A 17,854-nucleotide genomic window follows, 5' to 3' on the forward strand; every position below is an offset into this window, starting at 1 on the left:
ACGGCGGCATTGCGGCATTTGCAGCGCGGTTAACAAAAAACCGCATGGAAGGGATGGTTTCATCCACAGCCGCGACCCCTGTGTTTCTTGCCGGGAATCGCCATTTCCGCTAGTCAAGCACCATGGGAAAAAATCTTGTACCTCCGTCCGGCGGAGACGATAATATTCATCCGGTCGATTTAAAGGCAGCGCTCGAAGAGCGCTACCTCGCTTACGCCTTGTCCACGATCATGCATCGTGCGCTGCCGGATGTTCGCGATGGCCTGAAGCCGGTCCATCGCCGCATTGTCTATGCGATGAGCGAAATGGGTCTGAGACCCAATTCCGCCTTCCGCAAATGTGCCAAGATTGTAGGTGAGGTGATGGGTAACTATCACCCCCACGGCGACCAGGCGATCTATGATGCGCTGGCGCGTCTGGCGCAGGATTTCTCGCTGCGTTATCCGCTGGTCGACGGGCAGGGCAACTTCGGTAACATTGACGGTGATAGCCCCGCCGCCATGCGTTACACCGAAAGCAAGATGACGGCGGTGGCCGAGCTTCTGCTGGAAGGTATCGGGGAAGACGCGGTCGATTTCCGCGACACCTATGACGAATCCAATTCCGAGCCCGTGGTATTGCCCGGCGCTTTCCCCAATCTGCTGGCGAACGGTGCTTCCGGCATCGCTGTGGGCATGGCGACGTCGATCCCGCCGCACAATGCGCATGAACTGTGTGACGCGGCGCTTTACCTCATCAAGCATCCGGATGCGACCGTTGAAAAGCTGGTGGAATTCATTCCCGGTCCCGACCTGCCGACCGGCGGCGTGATTGTTGAAAGCCGCGAGAATATTCTCGACGCCTACAAGACCGGCCGCGGCGGTTTCCGCGTGCGCGCCAAGTGGGAAACGGAAGATCTGGGCCGTGGCGGTTATCAGATCGTCATCACCGAAATTCCGTTCCAGGTGCAGAAATCGCGGCTGATCGAGAAAATTGCCGAGCTGCTGATTGCCCGCAAGCTGCCGCTTCTGGAGGATGTCAGAGACGAATCCGCCGAGGATGTGCGTATCGTTCTGGTGCCGAAGAGCCGCACCGTCGATGCGACGCTGTTGATGGAATCGCTCTTCCGTCTCTCCGATCTTGAGAGCCGCCTGCCGCTCAACATGAACGTGCTGTCGCTCGGCAAGGTGCCGAAGGTGATGGCGCTGAACGAGGTGCTGACGGAGTGGCTGGCGCACCGCAAGGACGTGCTGGTCCGCCGCTCGCGCCATCGTCTGGCGGCAATTGATCGCAGACTGGAAATTCTCGGCGGCCTGCTCGTCGCTTATCTTAATCTTGATGAGGTGATCCGCATCATCCGAGAGGAGGATGAGCCGAAACAGGTGATGATGGCGAAATGGTCGCTGACGGACCTGCAGGCCGAATCCATCCTCAACATGCGGCTGCGCAACCTGCGCAAGCTCGAGGAATTCGAAATCCGCAAGGAATTCGACGAACTGACGAATGAGAAGGCCGAGATCGAAGCGCTGATCGCCTCTGATGACAAACAGTGGCAGACCATCGCCTGGGAAATCGGCGAGGTCAAAAAGAAATATGCCAAGGCGACCGAACTCGGCCGCCGTCGCACGCAGTTTGCCGACGCGCCTGACGCCGATATCGAGGCCATTCAGCAGGCGATGATCGAGAAGGAACCGGTCACCATCGTTATCTCGCAGAAGGGCTGGATCCGGGCGCTGAAGGGTCACATGTCTGATACCTCGACCCTGACCTTCAAGGAAGGCGACGGTCCAAAGCTTGCCTTCCCGGCGCAGACGACCGACAAGCTGCTGCTGCTGACGACGGGCGGCAAGGCCTATACGCTCGGCGCCGACAAGCTGCCGGGCGGACGCGGCCATGGCGAGCCGATCCGCATCATGGTCGATATGGAAAACGATCAGGATGTCCTCACCGCCTTCGTGCATGATCCGTCGCGCAAGCTGCTGCTCGTTTCGACGGCCGGGAACGGCTTCGTCGTTGCGGAAAGCGAAATGGTCGCGAATACCCGCAAGGGCAAGCAGATCATGAACGTATCCATGCCCGATGAGGCCAAGCTCGCGGTTCCCGTTACCGGCGACCACGTCGCTGTCGTCGGCGAAAACCGCAAGCTCCTGGCGTTCCCGCTGGCGCAGGTTCCGGAAATGTCACGTGGCAAGGGCGTGCGCCTGCAGCGTTACAAGGATGGCGGCGTCGTGGATGTGAAATGTTTCGCGCTTGCCGAAGGCTTGTCTTGGTCCGACACGGCCGGGCGTCTCTTCAACAAGGTGGGTGAAGAACTGCGCGAATGGTTGGCCGACCGCGCCACCGCCGGCCGCACCGTGCCGAAGGGCTTTCCGAGGAGTGGAAAGTTTGGTGGGTGACGATTCAGGTGCCGCTCCGACGTAGCCCAGCGCGGTTCCGCCTCTTGTCTATCGCGACAGGACCAGCGGAGACGTCACGACTCTGCAAGCGCCTTTAGGGCAACATGATATTTGCGCATCGCATACCGAGCGCGTTCTAACTGACGATTGAAGCCACCTGTCGCTTTTTTGCTTACGCTGTGAGCTCGTAACTCAAGCAGATTACCATCGCAATTCAGGTTGAGGCCGTCGCCTGCCTGTGCTGCGAAGAATTACTTTTCTTCCGGCGTATAAACCTCCCACCCGCGCGGCGTCAGATGCTCCTGCGGGTGGTAGCGGGTCTTATAGCCCATCTTTTCCGAACCATCGACCCAATAGCCGAGATAGACATGTGGCAGGCCGAGTGCGCGGGTGCGGGTGATATGATCGATGATCATGTAGGTGCCAAGCGAGCGCTTCTCGAGTTCCGGGTTGAAGAAGGAATAGACCATCGACAGGCCGTCGCTCATCACGTCGCTGAGCGCCACGGCCAGAAGCTCGCCGCGTTTGCTGGAATCGATGCCGGAGCCGGGCTCGCGGACGCGGTATTCGATGATGCGGGTGTTCACGTGTGTGTCTTCCACCATGATCGCATAATCCAGCGCCGACATGTCGGACATGCCGCCAGACTGGTGCCGGTGGTCGAGGTAGCGGCGAAACAGGGCGAATTGTTCGGTGGAGGGTTCGGCCGCATGCACCGTGGCGACGACATCCTTGTTGGCGGCAAGAACGCGTCGCATCGATTTCGTGGGTTGAAACTGCTCGGTCAGGATCCGCACGGAAACGCAGGCGCGGCAGTTTTCGCAGGCCGGACGATAAGCGATGTTCTGCGAGCGCCTGAAACCGCCCTGGGTCAGAAGGTCGTTCATTTCCGAGGCGCGCGGGCCAACCAGATGGGTGAAGACCTTCCGCTCCATCTGGTTCGGCAGATAGGGGCAGGTGGCCGGCGCCGTAAGATAGAATTGTGGAGAGGGCGTCGCCTGCGTGTTCATCGAACCGTGATCGCCTCCTGCGTCTGTTATAAAGCGCGCCGCGATTTCACGGGGCTGACGGCGGCGCTTCAAGCGACATGCATAGTGTCACAGAATGGCAAAATGACAGAAAACGTCAACTGCGGGATGAGGTATTTGGCGGGGTGAAAGCCACGTTTCCGTGGCTTTCCGTAATATTAGCGTGTTCTGACGATGACGGTGCCGAGCAGGAAGTCGTGAACGAGGCGCGAGCGCTCCGTAAACAGGCCGGCAAGCAGGATCAGCGGCGTCAAAACCGAGTTGATGATCCAGAAAAGCACGATGTGAACGGTGGACAGCAGGAAATCGATTCGCCGCCCGTCCATGCGCGCCATCGCAATACCCATCGCCCGCATACCCGGGGTGGCCTGCGACGGGCCTCCGAGCGTCATGCCGAAATAGAGTACCGCCACAATGACGAACAGCGCCGGGTAGAGGAAGAAGCCGAGACCCAGCGTGATCACGCCAAGAAAGAAGACAATCACGGCGGCCGGGATGCACAGGAGGAGAACGATTGCGTAATCGATCAGGAACGCGAAGACCCGCCGGCTCAGGACGCCGCTATAGGCGCGCCAGTCATCCGGTGCGGCATAGGTGGGGTTCTGGTCGAGGCTCATCGGTCGTTTTCTCCTGAAAGAACTGACAGCTCGGCATGAGTGCCGTGTCAGCAACAATATGGGTAAGGAACCACCGAATACAATAAGCGCTGGCCTTAGCCCCTGTTGAGTTTGCGTGCGGCTTCGATGGCGAAATAAGTCAGAATGCCGTCGCAACCCGCACGCTTGAAACAGAGAAGCGTTTCCATCATCACCCGCTCGCCGTCGATCCAGCCGTTCATCGCCGCAGCCTTGATCTGGGTATATTCGCCGGAGACCTGATAGGCAAAGGTCGGCAGGCCGAAATTCTCCTTCAGCCGCCAGCAGATGTCGAGATAGGGCAGGCCGGGCTTGACCATCAGCATATCGGCGCCTTCTTCCACATCGAGCGCCGCGTCGCGGATGGCCTCCATGCCGTTGGCAGGGCTGATGTAATAGCTTGCCTTGTCGCCCTTCAGCAGGCCGGCGGTGGAAATCGCCTCGCGATAGGGGCCGTAATAGCCGGATGAGAACTTTGTCGCATAGGCCATGATCCCGACATTCTGGTGCCCGGCCGCATCAAGGCCGCGGCGGATGGCGCCGATACGGCCGTCCATCATCTCAGAAGGAGAAATAATGTCCGATCCGGCTTCCGCCTGCAGGATCGCCGCCTTGACGACCTGTTCCACGGTCTCATCGTTGACGATCTCGTTGCCGCGCAGAATGCCGTCATGCCCGTGGCTGGTGAATGGGTCGAGCGCCACGTCGGTGATCATGCCAATATTGGGAACGGCTTTCTTGACGGCGGCAGTCGCCTGGTTGATGAGGTTATTGGCCTCAAGCGCGTTCGAGCCGATCTCGTCCCGCAATTCCATCTCGACATTCGGGAAGGTGGCGATTGCCGGAATGCCGAGATCGGCGGCTTCCTTCGCCGCTTCGACCAGTCTGTCGACGCTCATGCGGTTGACGCCAGGCATCGCCGGAATGGGCTCCAGAATATTGCTGCCCGGCACGATGAAGACCGGCCAGATCAGGTCGTCCACAGTGAGGCGGCTTTCCTGTACCAGACGGCGCGTCCAATCCGCCTTGCGATTGCGACGCATGCGGCGATGGCCGGTGATCTCGTCGACCAGGTGGGTTTTGTCCTGCATGTCAGAATGTCCTTCGATCAAATTTGGAAGGCTGCATACCATGAAGCGCGGCGCATGCGAATGCGACAATCTTCCCTCATTGCCGTCCGGCAATGACGATGATGCTTTGACAAGGCAGGCGGCGGAATTCAATATGGGCTGGTCGCCCGTTCGTCGAGACCGTATCTTCCGGCCATGGAACCTGATTCTCAACCTCTGCCGAAGCGCCCGCTCACTGAAATCCTGTTTCTGGTCTTCATGAGGCTGGTCGCGGTTTCGTGTTTCTGGTTCGGGCTGCAATATTGGGCAATGCTGACGGGCTATTCTCTGGGCGGTCACGGCAGGTTCGATATGCTGAACCTGCCCTGGCGTGTGGCCGGCAGCGCGCTTGCCGTCATTTTCCCGGTCGCGGCCCTAGGCCTTTGGCTCGGCGCCTCCTGGGGCGCTGTCATGTGGGTGATGGGCGCGGGCACGCAGATCGCGATGTATAAGGTGTGGCCCCACATCTTCGGCGCTAACACGCTGGTGCCCGTCATGCACGGTCTGGTGGCAACCATTTATATACTATTCCTGGTCGCTTTCTGGCTGGATCAGCGCCAGAATGAAGAACGCGCAAGAATTGATTTACCATAAGAATAAAGCAATTCGGCCTGATCTGCGACCGAATTTCATATCTAACCCATTGATTTATAACGATCGCCTGTCAGGCATTCCCGCTTCGCCACAAGTTGGGGCCTCCAGGCAAAATGCAGGTAACCATTTGTTAATCGTAGCTTTTAAGTAGAATTTTATGCGCATTGATTAGGTTCTCACTCAAGGCGGGAGACAAACAAACACACCGCCAAACAAAACAGTGAGGCAGTCATGATCAATAGCAAAGTTAAGCCCCAGGCCGTTGTTGCCGATGCACATGAAGATACCATCCGCTCGCTCTACATGGAGTCGCTGCATCTGGTGGAACGTCTCCACCGCCGTCTCCTCGATGTCATCAAGGATGAGTTCGACCGTCAGGGTCGCGATGACGTCAACGCCGTTCAGGCCTTGCTGCTGTTCAACATCGGCAATTCCGAACTGACCGCCGGCGAGCTTCGTTCGCGTGGTTATTATCTCGGCTCGAACGTTTCCTACAACGTCAAGAAGCTGGTCGACCTTGGTCTCATCAACCACCAGCGCTCTCGCGTCGATCGCCGCTCGGTTCGCATCAGCCTGACCGAAAAGGGCCAGGAAATCGCCGAAACGGTTGCCCGCCTTTATGAACGCCACGTCGGCTCGATCGAAAAGGTCGGCGGCATCGGCACCGGCGAGTTCTCCGAAATGAACAAGCTGCTGCAGCGCCTCGATCGCTTCTGGAACGACTCGATCGCTTACCGCCTGTAATACCGCGACGGTTTCACTGTTTAGGCCGGGGGCATTCTTGCTCCCGGCCTGCGGATTCGGCGGCTACATCTCTGCCGTTTTTCATGTCAAGCCCAACCTGCAAAGCTCGTAGGAGCCCTGTTTTGTGGGGCATACACAGCTTCGTGAGAAATGGCCCGTGACACGAATTGGCCATATTGATATGGGACCCGCAAAGCTTGAGGAGCCGGCTGTTTCTCCTGCTGTCGCGGCAAGTCCCGACCGTTCTGCCAGACAATAGCGCCCAGGCGATGGGTGTCGAGTATTCCAGGCCGGCAGGCACGTTGTACGTGTTTGTTAATCATATTGATTTAGGCATTATAGAGAATGCCGAATAGAGTGGCTGGTAGGTAGAATGACAAAGACATCCGTTTCCAATTCCGTATCGCGCCGCACGCTTCTGCGCTCGGCCGTTTCCGCTGGTGTCGCCGCGCTCGCTGCGCCGGCCTTGGCGCAGGACGCGTTTAACGATCTCATGGGTTCCTCGCGCCGCGGCAACTGGGACGACCAGTTCGACGCCAATACGTCGCGTTCGGCTGTGGGCGTCGTTTCCAACAATCCGGTCCTTGGCCGCGAAGCCCCCGTCTATATGCAGCAGGCGATCATGCAATATCAGCAGATCGTGCAGAATGGCGGCTGGCCGGAAGTTCCGGCGTCGCAGCAGCGTCTGCAGATTGGCGTCTCCGATCCCTCCGTTCAGGCACTGCGCCAGCGACTGATGGTATCGGGCGACCTGCCGCGTGAAGCCGGCATTTCCAGCGCCTTCGACTCCTATGTCGATGGCGCGCTGAAGCGTTTCCAGGCCCGTCATGGCCTTCCGGCTGATGGCGTCAGCGGCGAATACACCACCAAGGCTCTCAATGTGTCCGCGCAGATCCGTCTCGCGCAGCTGCAGACCAACCTCGTGCGCATCCAGTCCATGTCCGGCGATCTCGGTCAGCGTCACCTGATGGTGAACATTCCGGCCGCCGCCATTGAAGCCGTTGAAAACGAACGCGTCGTGCTGCGCAACACTGCCGTTGTCGGCCGCGCCAGCCGTCCGACGCACGTTATCAATTCGAAGATTTACGAAGTCATCCTCAACCCCTATTGGACCGCACCGCGCTCGATCGTCGAAAAGGACATCGTGCCGCTGATGCAGAAGGACCCGACCTATCTGGAGCGGAACAATATCCGCCTTATCGACGGCAAGGGACAGGAAGTCTCGCCGACCACGGTCGACTGGTTCGCGCCGAAAGCGCCGAACCTGATGTTTCGCCAGGACCCCGGCAAGATCAACGCCATGTCCTCGACGAAGATCAACTTCCACAATCCGAACAACGAATACATGCACGACACGCCGCAGCAGGGCCTGTTCAACAAGCTGATGCGCTTCGAGTCCTCCGGTTGCGTCCGCGTGCAGAACGTGCGCGACCTGACGTCATGGCTGCTGCGCGACACGCCCGGCTGGTCGCGCCAGGAAATGGAACGCGTCATCGCCTCGCGCGTCAACACGCCGATCAAGCTCGCACAGGAAGTGCCCGTCTACTTCGTCTACATCACCGCATGGTCGGCGAAGGACGGCGTGGTTCAGTTCCGCGACGATATCTACGGCAAGGACGGCAATGCCGAACTGGCGCTGAACACGACGGCGGGCATGGAACAGCCGGCCGGTGCCGTGGACGACGATCTGCTGCCGCGCAACTGATCGGCCTTTTGCTACAAGCTTGGAATTGTGAGCGGGGGGGAGAGGTGATCGCCGGAAACCGGCCAGTCCCTCCGCTGTCATCCTCGGGCTTGTCCCGAGGACCTAATCACCTATCGTAAATAGAGCATTGCAGATCCTCGGGGCCAGCCCGAGGATGACGCAAGTGCGCGGCTTGGCCGCGCATCATCGCAGCGCCGCCGTGAATTTTCCGTCGCGCTCTGCTTTTCCTGAAAACAACTGCCACTTTTCGTCGCGACGTCGCAGTTTGACAGGCAAATCTCGCTCTCCGTATTGCTCTTGTTCGGGCAGGGCGCTAAGACGCCATCGCATTACTGTTTCAGGAGCCTTCACCATGTCGAACACAGATGCTTTCTTCTCCAGTCCGCTTGCCGATGTCGATCCGGAAATTTTCGGCGCGATCGAGAAGGAACTGGGCCGCCAGCGCCACGAGATCGAACTGATTGCCTCGGAAAACATCGTTTCCCGTGCCGTGCTCGAAGCACAGGGTTCGATCATGACGAACAAATATGCGGAAGGTTATCCGGGCAAGCGTTATTACGGCGGCTGCCAGTTCGTCGACATTGCTGAAGAACTCGCCATCGAACGCGCCAAGAAGCTGTTCGGCGTCAACTTCGCCAACGTTCAGCCGAATTCCGGCTCGCAGATGAACCAGGCCGTGTTCCTCGCGCTGCTGCAGCCGGGCGACACCTTCATGGGTCTCGATCTGAATTCGGGAGGTCACCTGACGCATGGTTCCCCGGTCAACATGTCCGGCAAGTGGTTCAACGTCGTGTCCTACGGCGTGCGCGAAGGCGATAACCTGCTGGACATGGACGAAGTGGAGCGCAAGGCCAAAGAACATAAGCCGAAGCTCATTCTCGCCGGCGGCACCGCCTATTCGCGCGTGTGGGACTGGAAGCGCTTCCGCGAAATCGCTGACGAAGTCGGCGCTTACCTCATGGTCGACATGGCTCACATCGCCGGTCTAGTGGCTGGTGACCAGCACCCGTCGCCATTCCCGCACTGCCACGTCGCGACCACGACGACGCACAAGTCCCTGCGCGGCCCGCGTGGCGGCATGATCCTCACCAACGACGAGGATCTGGCGAAGAAGTTCAACTCCGCCGTCTTCCCCGGCCTGCAGGGCGGCCCGCTGATGCACGTCATCGCCGCCAAGGCTGTTGCCTTCGGTGAAGCGCTGAAGCCCGAGTTCAAGGACTATGCCGCACAGGTCGTGAAGAACGCCAAGGCGCTGGCCGAAACCCTGGTTGAAGGCGGTCTTGATGTCGTTTCCGGCGGCACCGACAACCACCTGATGCTGGTCGACCTTCGCAAGAAGAACGCCACCGGCAAGCGTGCGGAGGCAGCCCTTGGTCGCGCCTACATCACCTGCAACAAGAACGGCATTCCCTTCGACCCGGAAAAGCCCTTCGTTACCTCTGGTGTCCGTCTCGGCACGCCGGCCGGCACGACGCGCGGTTTCAAGGAAGCGGAATTCCGCGAAATCGGCAAGCTGATCGTTGAGGTTCTCGATGGTCTTAAGGTCGCCAATTCGGATGAAGGCAACGCCTCCGTCGAGGCTGCTGTGCGTGAAAAGGTGGTCGGCCTGACGGACCGTTTCCCGATGTATCCGTACATGTAAGGAAAGAAGACGATGCGCTGCCCATTCTGCGGTTCCGAAGACACACAGGTCAAGGACTCGCGTCCGGCGGAGGACAACACCTCCATCCGCCGGCGGCGCATCTGCCCGGATTGCGGCGGCCGCTTTACGACCTATGAGCGCGTGCAACTGCGCGAGCTGATGGTCATCAAGAAAAGCGGCCGCAAGCTTCCTTTCGACCGCGAAAAGCTGGTGCGCTCCTTCGAGATCGCGCTGCGCAAGCGGCCGGTTGATCGAGACCGGATCGAACGGGCCGTATCAGGTATTGCCCGTCGTCTGGAAAGCTCCGGCGAGACGGAAATTCCCTCGGAAGAAATCGGTCTTCAGGTTTTGGAAGCACTGAAAAGCCTCGATGACGTCGCCTTCGTTCGTTATGCTTCGGTCTATCGCGATTTCAGCCATGCCGAGGATTTCGAGAACGTGATTGCCGAAATCAACGCCAAGATCGCGCGCGATACCGACGCTGGAGCATAGACGTGATGAGCCGTGCCGATGACGAAAGGTTCATGGCGCGGGCCATCGAGGTTTCGCTTCGCCACCAGGGCCAGACGCTGACCAACCCCTCGGTCGGCTGTGTTCTCGTCAAGGACGGACAAATCATCGCCGAAGCCGTGACCGCCATCGGCGGACGCCCCCATGCCGAACGCCAGGCGCTGGAACTGGCCGGCGAGGCGGCACGCGGCGCAACGGCCTATGTCACGCTCGAACCCTGTTCACACTGGGGCAAAACCCCGCCCTGCGCCAACGCGCTGGTGGAATATGGCGTTGCCCGTGTCGTGGTCGCGGTGGACGATCCGGACGAGCGCGTCTCCGGCCGTGGTTATCAGATATTGCGTGATGCTGGTATCGTGGTGGAAACCGGTCTGCTGCGTGCCGAAGCCCAACGGGCGCTCGCCGGTTACCTCACAAGACAGGTGAAAAAACGCCCGCATGTGATTCTGAAGCTTGCGGTTTCTGCTGACGGAATGATCGGCAGGCAAGGTGAGGGGCAGATTGCCATTACCGGCCCTGAGTCACGCCATGCAGTGCACCAACTTCGGGCGCGCTGCGACTGCATTCTCGTTGGTATCAGGACCGCTATCGCGGATGATCCTGAGCTGACCGTGCGCATTGCCGGTCTGGAAAACCGCTCGCCTGTGCGGATCGTGCTGGATCGGCAATTTGAATTGCCATTGACGTCGAAACTGGTGCGGAGTGCGCGGGAAGTTCCGGTGGTGGTTGCCGCTTTACCCCCCTCTGCCCTGCCGGGCATCTCCCCCTCAAGGGGGGAGATCGATGGAGCGCTGCTCCGCCCTGCATCGACGGCTGGAGAGGGTGCGTCTAGGGCGCAATTTGACCGTGCGGACAGCCCCTTGCCAATCTCCCCCCTTGAGGGGGAGATGCCCGGCAGGGCAGAGGGGGGTAACCTCGACCTCCGCCGCCAACTCCTGACCAACGCCGGCGTCGAAATCCTCGAAGCCCCTACGCTCGAAAACCTCCTCCACATCCTTGCCGAAAGCGGCATGTCGGAACTTCTGGTCGAAGGCGGCGCCTTTGCCGCAAAATCATTCCTTGAAGCTGGATTGGTGGATCGTATCATGCTGTTTGAAAGCCCCGTCATGATCGGCAAGGGCGGCATTGAAACGCCGCTCAGCCGTGCCGACATCAAGGGCGACTATGCTCTGATCAGTGAAACCGCCTACGGGCCGGATCGCTGCTTCAATTATGAAAGGCCGATTTGATGTTTACCGGAATTGTCACCGATGTCGGAACCGTTTCCGAACTGGAGGCCTTGGCCGAGGGTGTCCGCCTGCGCGTGGCGACCAATTACGATCCCAAGACCATCGATATGGGCGCGTCCATCTCCCATGGCGGCGTCTGCCTGACGGTGACGAGACTGCCTGATGATGGCAGCAATGAGCGCTGGTACGAGGTCGAAGCATGGGAAGAGGCCTTGCGCCTGACGACGATCGCCAGCTGGCAGAAGGGCACGCACGTCAACCTGGAGCGGGCGCTCAAGATCGGCGATGAGCTTGGCGGTCATATCGTCTCCGGCCATGTGGACGGCAAGGCGGAAATCCTGTCGGTCGAGCCGGAAGGCGAGGCGGTGCGTATCCGCCTGCGCGCGCCGGAACATCTGGCGAAATTCGTTGCCCCCAAGGGCTCCGTGGCGCTCGACGGCACATCGCTCACCGTGAACGCCGTTGATGGCACCGATTTCGACGTTCTCCTGATCCGGCACACGCTTTCCGTCACCACCTGGGGTGAGCGCCAGCCGGGCGATTTCGTCAATTTCGAGGTCGACACCATGGCCCGTTACGCCGCGCGGCTTGCGGAATTCCCCTCGGCGTAATGTGACGATGCTTTGGAGAGGAGGACGCACCGACGCCTCCTCCGTCATTCCGGCCTCGAGCCGGAATCCAGTCAGCTCAAGTCTTTGGGCTGAAAGAACTTTTCCCGCCGCGCAGACGCGCGTCGACTGGATTCCGGCTCAAGGCCGGAATGACGGAAAGGGGAGTGGCCAACACCTGAAATCGCGGCCTATAGCAATTGTTCTCAAGCACCCGCTTCCGATGAAGCTGGAAACGCTATAGGACTTTTTGGCCGTTTGAAATCGACCGCGAGCCAAACGGGGTAGGGGAATACATCATGCCGTCGTTTGAACTGTTGAGTGCCTTTTTCGTCACCACAGCCCTGTTTGCCTATATCCCCGGCCCCGCCATGCTGTATGCGGCGGCGCAGACCATGGCGCGGGGCCGGTTTGCCGGGTTGATGGCAGTGCTCGGCATCCATGTCGGCTGCTATGTCCACATCTTCGCCTCTGCGGCCGGTCTCTCGATGCTGTTTCAGGCGGTGCCATGGCTTTATCTAGCGGTAAAGCTCTGCGGCGCGCTTTATCTGGTCTGGCTCGGTTTTTCGATGCTGCGCAGCAAGATGGAAGGCGAGGCGGTCAATCTGACCATCGAGCCGAAATCGGCACGCCGCGCCTTCATCGACAGCATCATCGTTGATGTACTCAACCCGAAGACAGCGCTGTTCTTTCTGGCTTTCCTGCCGCAATTCGTCGATCCGGCCGCCGCCTTTCCCGTCTGGCTGCAGTTCCTGATCCTTGGCATCGCCGTCAATTTCATTTTCTCCTCCGCCGATCTCGTCGGCGTGCTTCTTGCGGGCGCGATGATCGGGCGCTTGAAGCGTTCCAGCGCGGTGCAGGTGTTTGCCCGCCGCGCTGCCGGAACGGTGCTGATGGGGCTCGGCGTCCATCTCGCTTTCCAGAAAACCTGATTCACGGGGAGCCGCGCCGGGAGCGCAAAACCCGGCCAAATGCCCTGCAAACGCGGCCGCTTGCGCCGCCGACACATGAAATTACTTGCCAAAAACGGCCAGCCGTGGTTTGACCGCCGCAAATGCCGGTATGATCCGGCGTCAAGCTTTTCGGGAAAATCCCCAGGAACCCTCACATGTCCAAACCCCATCTTCTTATCGTGGAAGCACGTTTTTACGATGATATGGCCGACGCTCTTCTCGAAGGCGCGAAGTTCGCGCTTGATGAAGCCGGCGCCACCTATGACGTCATCACCGTTCCCGGCGCGCTCGAAATCCCGGCCGCCATCGCCATGGCGCTGGATGGCGCCGACAATGACGGCACCGAATATGACGGTTTTGTCGCACTCGGCATGGTCATTCGTGGTGAGACCTATCACTTCGATATCGTCGCCAACGAATCTTCCCGCGCCCTGATGGATCTGGCCGTCAGCGAATCGCTGCCGATCGGCAACGGCATCCTCACCGTCGAGAACGACGAGCAGGCCTGGGCGCGCGTGCGCCGCTCCGACAAGGACAAGGGTGGTTTCGCTGCCCGTGCGGCGCTCACGATGATCGAGTTGAAGAAAAAACTGGGTGGCTGAACGCATGTCTAATGTGGAAAATGGCGGTGAACCGCGCCAGCCTTCGGTAAAGCCCGCCAATCAGCGCGGCGCAGCCCGCCTTGCGGCCGTGCAGGCGCTTTACCAGATGGATGTCGGCGGAACCGGCGTTATGGAAGTCGTCGCTGAATACGAAGCGCATCGTCTCGGCCAGGAAGTCGATGGCGATACCTATCTCAAGGCCGACCCGTCGTGGTTCCGTTCGATCGTCTCGGGCGTCGTCCGCGACCAGACGAAGATCGACCCGCTGGTGCGCTCCGCCCTTCTCGAAGACTGGCCGCTGTCGCGACTCGATGCCACCGTCCGCGCTATCCTGCGTGCAGGAACTTTCGAGATTCTCGAGCGCAAGGACGTGCCGGTCGCCGTCATTGTCACGGAATATGTTGAAATCGCCCGCGCTTTCTTCGAGCATGACGAGCCGAAGCTGGTGAATGCGGTGCTTGACCGCATTGCCAAGCAGGTGCGCGGCGAGGCAAAACGCTGAACTAAGAGCAGATGAGGAAGAGATGAGCGCCGTTTCCGTCCCCGGACTTGAAGGTCAACTGGACGAGGCGAAGCGCAACGTCTTCCTCCTCACCATGGCGCAGGCGATCATGGGATCGGCCGCGCCCATGAGCTTTTCCGTCGGAGCGCTCGCAGGGTACCAACTGCTTGGCGCCGACAAGTCGCTGGCGACCGCACCGCTTACCGGGTTTAATATCGGTGTGGCGCTTGGCGCGATCTGCGTGGCGGCCGCATCCCGTTTCCTCGGCCGCAAGGCTGGCTTCATGGTCGGCGCACTGATGTGCTCGATCGGCGGCGGAGTTGCTGCGGTCGCGCTCTTCCGGTCGGATTTCTGGCTTTTTGCCGTCGGCCTGCTGCTGATCGGCATTTCCGGCGGCTTTACGCAGAAGATCCGATTTGCCGCAGCCGACGCATCGCCGTCCTTCTACAAACCCAAGGCTATCTCCTGGATACTTGCGGGCGGTATCATCTCCGCCATTGTCGGACCGCAGCTCGCCATCTTCGGCAAGGACCTGCTGGCGCCGGTCACCTTTGCCGGCGCTTTCATGGCGCTCGTGCCATTGGGGCTCGTTTCGATCGCCATTTTGGCGTTTTTGAAGTTGCCCGATCCCAAGGCCGCCACCCATGTCGAATCGGCAAGGCCGCTTTCTGAAATCGTCCGCACGCAGCGTTTCGTCACCGGCATGATCTGCGGCATCGGCTCTTATGCGCTGATGACCTTCATGATGACCGGCGCACCGCTCGCCATGGTGGTCGGCTGCGGTTTCCCGACCGAACTCGCCACGCTCGGCATCCAGTGGCACGTCCTTGCCATGTTCGGCCCGAGTTTCTTCACCGGGATGCTGATTTCCCGGTTCGGCGCGGAAAAGATTGTCGCTTCCGGCCTCATCGTGCTGATGGCCTGTGCCATCGTCGCCCACATGGGCATCGAATTGTGGAATTTCTGGACGGCGCTGATTCTGCTCGGGCTTGGCTGGAATTTCGGTTTCATAGGCGCGACCGCCATCATCACGTCAAGTTACCGCCCGCATGAAGCGGACAAGGTGCAGGGATTTCACGATATCGTGCTGTTCGGCACGGTTGCCCTGTCATCCTTCTCCTCCGGCAAGGTCTTCACGGCATGGGGCTGGTCGGTCATGAACCTCGTCATCTGGCCCGTTTCAGGGCTTTGCCTCCTGCTGGTGCTGTCGCTCATCTTCACCGCACGCAGAAAAGCGGCCTCAGTCGCATAGCCGGCGCTACGCCTTTCAAGTTTCAGGCAAATTTGTGGGCTTGACGCGAGACGTCGCGCCAACGCAATCTCCCGTCGAGGACATTTTTCCTTGGGAGGGGAACAAATGCCCAATAGGGGACTTCGGACAGGCCGTCCGCGTCCCGCTGCACATGGTTTCGCCACGCCGGGGTGGGAGTGAGGCCCGGCCTTTTGGGAGGTAAGTGCGCATGACCGTAATACCCATAGTCATTTTATGCGGTGTCCTGTCCGTGGTTTACGCGGTATGGGCAACCAAGAGCGTCCTCGATGCCGATCAGGGCAACGACCGCATGCGTGAAATAGCAGGTTATATCCGTGAAGGTGCGCAAGCTTATCTCACCCGCCAATATCTCACCATCGCCATCGTCGGCCTGATCGTCGCCGTTCTGGCCTGGTATCTCCTGTCATCCATGGCCGCGATCGGTTTCATCATCGGCGCTGTCCTTTCAGGTGTTGCCGGTTTCGTCGGCATGCATGTGTCCGTCAGGGCCAATCTGCGTACGGCGCAGGCCGCGTCGCACAGCCTGTCCGCCGGACTCGACATCGCGTTCAAATCAGGCGCCATTACCGGCATGCTGGTGGCGGGCCTCGCGCTGCTCGGCGTATCCATCTATTATTTCATCCTCACCTCGGTGATGGGCCATGCGCCCGGCTCGCGGGAAGTGATCGATGCGCTGGTGTCGCTCGGATTCGGCGCTTCGCTGATCTCCATCTTCGCGCGTCTCGGCGGCGGCATCTTCACAAAGGGCGCCGATGTCGGCGGCGATCTCGTCGGCAAGGTCGAGGCGGGCATTCCTGAGGATGACCCGCGCAACCCCGCAACCATCGCCGACAATGTCGGCGACAACGTCGGTGACTGCGCCGGCATGGCGGCCGATCTTTTCGAGACTTATGCCGTTTCGGTGGTGGCCACCATGGTTCTCGCCGCGATCTTCTTTGCGGGAACGCCGATACTCGAAAGCGCAATGGTCTATCCGCTGGCGATCTGCGGCGCCTGCATCCTGACCTCGATTGCCGGCACCTTCTTCGTGAAGCTCGGCACCAACAATTCCATCATGGGCGCGCTCTACAAGGGCCTGATCGCCACCGGTATCTTTTCCGTCGCGGGTCTTGCCGTCGCCACTTATGCGACGATCGGCTGGGGGACGGTGGGCACGGTGGCCGGCACGGAAATCACCGGCACCAATCTCTTCCTGTGCGGCCTTGTCGGTCTCGTCGTGACGGCGCTGATCGTTGTCATTACCGAATATTATACCGGCACCAACAAGCGCCCGGTCAATTCCATCGCCCAGGCCTCGGTGACGGGCCACGGCACCAACGTCATCCAGGGGCTTGCCGTTTCGCTCGAATCGACCGCGTTGCCGGCCATCGTCATCGTCGGCGGCATCATCGGCACCTACCAGCTCGGTGGCCTGTTCGGCACCGGTATTGCCGTTACCGCCATGCTTGGTCTCGCCGGCATGATCGTCGCGCTCGACGCTTTCGGCCCGGTCACGGACAATGCCGGCGGCATTGCTGAAATGGCTGGTCTTGATCCAGACGTTCGCAAGGCGACAGACGCGCTGGATGCCGTCGGCAATACCACGAAAGCCGTGACCAAGGGTTATGCCATCGGCTCAGCCGGTCTCGGCGCGCTGGTTCTGTTTGCCGCCTATGCCAACGACCTTTCCTATTTCGCAGCCAACGGCGACACCTATCCCTACTTCAAGGATATAGGCGAAATTTCCTTCAGCCTCGCCAACCCTTACGTGGTTGCCGGCCTGCTGTTCGGCGGCCTCATTCCTTATCTCTTTGGCGGCATTGCCATGACGGCGGTGGGCAAGGCGGCAGGCGCCATCGTTGAGGAAGTCCGCCGCCAGTTCCGCGAAAAACCCGGCATCATGGCCGGCACGGAAAAGCCTGACTACGGCAAGGCCGTGGACCTGCTCACCAGAGCGGCGATCAGGGAAATGGTCATCCCGTCGCTTCTGCCGGTTCTGGCACCTCTCGTGGTCTATTTCGGTGTGCTGCTGATTTCCGGTTCCAAGGCCTCGGCCTTTGCCGCACTTGGCGCATCACTGCTCGGTGTCATTATCAACGGCCTCTTCGTGGCGATTTCCATGACGTCAGGCGGCGGCGCATGGGATAACGCCAAGAAGAGCTTCGAAGACGGTTTCGTCGACAAGGATGGCGTACGCCACGTCAAGGGTTCGGAGGCGCACAAGGCGTCGGTGACGGGTGATACCGTTGGCGATCCCTATAAGGATACCGCGGGTCCGGCGGTCAACCCGGCCATCAAGATTACCAATATCGTGGCGCTGCTGCTGCTGGCGGTTCTCGCCCACTGAAGGCTACCGTTTCGACAAA

At 60.0% G+C, this 17,854-nt stretch carries 17 protein-coding genes; 13 read left to right on the forward strand and 4 right to left on the reverse strand.

All coding sequences use genetic code 11. The annotated features are described in order from the left end of the window. Positions 1 to 122 precede the first annotated feature (122 nt). Positions 123 to 2,375, forward strand: coding sequence for a DNA topoisomerase IV subunit A (gene parC / locus HQN82_RS03915; RefSeq protein WP_037088992.1), 2,253 nt, complete (start codon positions 123 to 125; stop codon positions 2,373 to 2,375). A 251-nt stretch (positions 2,376 to 2,626) separates the two neighbouring features. On the opposite strand, the gene HQN82_RS03920 is transcribed toward parC, so the two are convergent. The 3 genes from HQN82_RS03920 to hemB form a co-directional block, all read right to left on the reverse strand. Continuing rightward, positions 2,627 to 3,385, reverse strand: coding sequence for an arginyltransferase (locus HQN82_RS03920; protein ID WP_112765713.1), 759 nt, complete (start codon positions 3,383 to 3,385; stop codon positions 2,627 to 2,629). A gap of 176 nt (positions 3,386 to 3,561) precedes the next feature. Beyond that, on the reverse strand, positions 3,562 to 4,020 hold the full coding sequence (locus tag HQN82_RS03925) for an RDD family protein (RefSeq protein ID WP_022555979.1): 459 nt from the start codon (positions 4,018 to 4,020) through the stop codon (positions 3,562 to 3,564). Positions 4,021 to 4,115: 95 nt separating this feature from the next. Next, positions 4,116 to 5,129 carry a porphobilinogen synthase gene (hemB, locus tag HQN82_RS03930; RefSeq protein WP_112765900.1) on the reverse strand — a complete coding sequence of 338 codons (1,014 nt, stop codon included), beginning with the start codon at positions 5,127 to 5,129 and terminating at the stop codon, positions 4,116 to 4,118. 174 nt (positions 5,130 to 5,303) lie between these two features. Here hemB and HQN82_RS03935 point away from each other — a divergent pair, with 174 nt between their 5' ends. The 3 genes from HQN82_RS03935 (at position 5,304) to HQN82_RS03945 (ending at position 8,190) form a co-directional block, all read left to right on the forward strand. Further along, positions 5,304 to 5,741: a DUF6163 family protein gene (locus tag HQN82_RS03935; protein WP_006700200.1), complete on the forward strand. Its 438-nt coding sequence runs from the start codon at positions 5,304 to 5,306 to the stop codon at positions 5,739 to 5,741. 234 nt (positions 5,742 to 5,975) lie between these two features. Continuing rightward, complete coding sequence (ldtR, locus tag HQN82_RS03940) at positions 5,976 to 6,485, forward strand: transcriptional regulator LdtR (protein WP_026363448.1); 510 nt, start codon at positions 5,976 to 5,978, stop codon at positions 6,483 to 6,485. Between the two features lie 373 nt (positions 6,486 to 6,858). After that, positions 6,859 to 8,190, forward strand: coding sequence for a L,D-transpeptidase family protein (locus HQN82_RS03945; RefSeq protein ID WP_006700203.1), 1,332 nt, complete (start codon positions 6,859 to 6,861; stop codon positions 8,188 to 8,190). A gap of 183 nt (positions 8,191 to 8,373) precedes the next feature. Here the strand turns inward: HQN82_RS03945 and HQN82_RS03950 are convergent, their stop codons facing one another. Next, positions 8,374 to 8,553: a hypothetical protein gene (locus HQN82_RS03950; protein WP_162759153.1), complete on the reverse strand. Its 180-nt coding sequence runs from the start codon at positions 8,551 to 8,553 to the stop codon at positions 8,374 to 8,376. Here HQN82_RS03950 and glyA point away from each other — a divergent pair. The 9 genes from glyA (at position 8,543) to HQN82_RS03995 (ending at position 17,835) form a co-directional block, all read left to right on the forward strand. Next, a complete protein-coding gene (glyA, locus tag HQN82_RS03955) occupies positions 8,543 to 9,832 on the forward strand; it encodes a serine hydroxymethyltransferase (protein ID WP_004441171.1) in 1,290 nt (429 codons plus the stop codon). The two genes, HQN82_RS03950 and glyA, sit on opposite strands and share 11 nt — an antisense overlap. A gap of 12 nt (positions 9,833 to 9,844) precedes the next feature. Then, entirely contained in the window at positions 9,845 to 10,324 is a 480-nt protein-coding gene (nrdR, locus tag HQN82_RS03960) for a transcriptional regulator NrdR (RefSeq protein WP_003512508.1), read from the forward strand. 2 nt (positions 10,325 to 10,326) lie between these two features. Continuing rightward, the gene (ribD, locus tag HQN82_RS03965; RefSeq protein ID WP_113488285.1) at positions 10,327 to 11,571 is read left to right on the forward strand and encodes a bifunctional diaminohydroxyphosphoribosylaminopyrimidine deaminase/5-amino-6-(5-phosphoribosylamino)uracil reductase RibD; all 1,245 of its coding nucleotides are present in this window, start codon (positions 10,327 to 10,329) and stop codon (positions 11,569 to 11,571) included. Then, on the forward strand, positions 11,571 to 12,182 hold the full coding sequence (locus HQN82_RS03970; protein WP_022555984.1) for a riboflavin synthase: 612 nt from the start codon (positions 11,571 to 11,573) through the stop codon (positions 12,180 to 12,182). The genes ribD and HQN82_RS03970 overlap by 1 nt, the downstream gene beginning before the upstream one ends. 296 nt (positions 12,183 to 12,478) lie before the next feature. Continuing rightward, complete coding sequence (locus HQN82_RS03975) at positions 12,479 to 13,111, forward strand: LysE family translocator (RefSeq protein ID WP_112765715.1); 633 nt, start codon at positions 12,479 to 12,481, stop codon at positions 13,109 to 13,111. Between the two features lie 176 nt (positions 13,112 to 13,287). Further along, complete coding sequence (gene ribH / locus HQN82_RS03980; RefSeq protein WP_004441178.1) at positions 13,288 to 13,734, forward strand: 6,7-dimethyl-8-ribityllumazine synthase; 447 nt, start codon at positions 13,288 to 13,290, stop codon at positions 13,732 to 13,734. A gap of 4 nt (positions 13,735 to 13,738) precedes the next feature. Then, entirely contained in the window at positions 13,739 to 14,236 is a 498-nt protein-coding gene (gene nusB / locus HQN82_RS03985; RefSeq protein ID WP_004441180.1) for a transcription antitermination factor NusB, read from the forward strand. 22 nt (positions 14,237 to 14,258) lie between these two features. Beyond that, on the forward strand, positions 14,259 to 15,488 hold the full coding sequence (locus tag HQN82_RS03990) for an MFS transporter (RefSeq protein WP_022555986.1): 1,230 nt from the start codon (positions 14,259 to 14,261) through the stop codon (positions 15,486 to 15,488). 208 nt (positions 15,489 to 15,696) lie between these two features. Then, positions 15,697 to 17,835, forward strand: a complete 2,139-nt coding sequence (locus HQN82_RS03995; protein ID WP_112765716.1) for a sodium-translocating pyrophosphatase — start codon at positions 15,697 to 15,699, stop codon at positions 17,833 to 17,835. Positions 17,836 to 17,854 lie beyond the last annotated feature (19 nt).

The organism is Agrobacterium pusense (assembly GCF_013285525.1).
In the GTDB taxonomy this organism is placed as follows: domain Bacteria; phylum Pseudomonadota; class Alphaproteobacteria; order Rhizobiales; family Rhizobiaceae; genus Agrobacterium; species Agrobacterium pusense.

Excerpts from the sequence above, each read along its gene's own strand:
- parC (WP_037088992.1), top strand. The coding sequence starts at position 123 with ATGGGAAAAAATCTTGTACCTCCGTCCGGCGGAGACGATAATATTCAT.
- HQN82_RS03920 (WP_112765713.1), bottom strand. The coding sequence starts at position 3,385 with ATGAACACGCAGGCGACGCCCTCTCCACAATTCTATCTTACGGCGCCG.
- HQN82_RS03925 (WP_022555979.1), bottom strand. The coding sequence starts at position 4,020 with ATGAGCCTCGACCAGAACCCCACCTATGCCGCACCGGATGACTGGCGC.
- hemB (WP_112765900.1), bottom strand. The coding sequence starts at position 5,129 with ATGCAGGACAAAACCCACCTGGTCGACGAGATCACCGGCCATCGCCGC.
- HQN82_RS03935 (WP_006700200.1), top strand. The coding sequence starts at position 5,304 with ATGGAACCTGATTCTCAACCTCTGCCGAAGCGCCCGCTCACTGAAATC.
- HQN82_RS03945 (WP_006700203.1), top strand. The coding sequence starts at position 6,859 with ATGACAAAGACATCCGTTTCCAATTCCGTATCGCGCCGCACGCTTCTG.
- glyA (WP_004441171.1), top strand. The coding sequence starts at position 8,543 with ATGTCGAACACAGATGCTTTCTTCTCCAGTCCGCTTGCCGATGTCGAT.
- nrdR (WP_003512508.1), top strand. The coding sequence starts at position 9,845 with ATGCGCTGCCCATTCTGCGGTTCCGAAGACACACAGGTCAAGGACTCG.
- HQN82_RS03970 (WP_022555984.1), top strand. The coding sequence starts at position 11,571 with ATGTTTACCGGAATTGTCACCGATGTCGGAACCGTTTCCGAACTGGAG.
- HQN82_RS03975 (WP_112765715.1), top strand. The coding sequence starts at position 12,479 with ATGCCGTCGTTTGAACTGTTGAGTGCCTTTTTCGTCACCACAGCCCTG.
- ribH (WP_004441178.1), top strand. The coding sequence starts at position 13,288 with ATGTCCAAACCCCATCTTCTTATCGTGGAAGCACGTTTTTACGATGAT.
- nusB (WP_004441180.1), top strand. The coding sequence starts at position 13,739 with ATGTCTAATGTGGAAAATGGCGGTGAACCGCGCCAGCCTTCGGTAAAG.
- HQN82_RS03990 (WP_022555986.1), top strand. The coding sequence starts at position 14,259 with ATGAGCGCCGTTTCCGTCCCCGGACTTGAAGGTCAACTGGACGAGGCG.
- HQN82_RS03995 (WP_112765716.1), top strand. The coding sequence starts at position 15,697 with ATGACCGTAATACCCATAGTCATTTTATGCGGTGTCCTGTCCGTGGTT.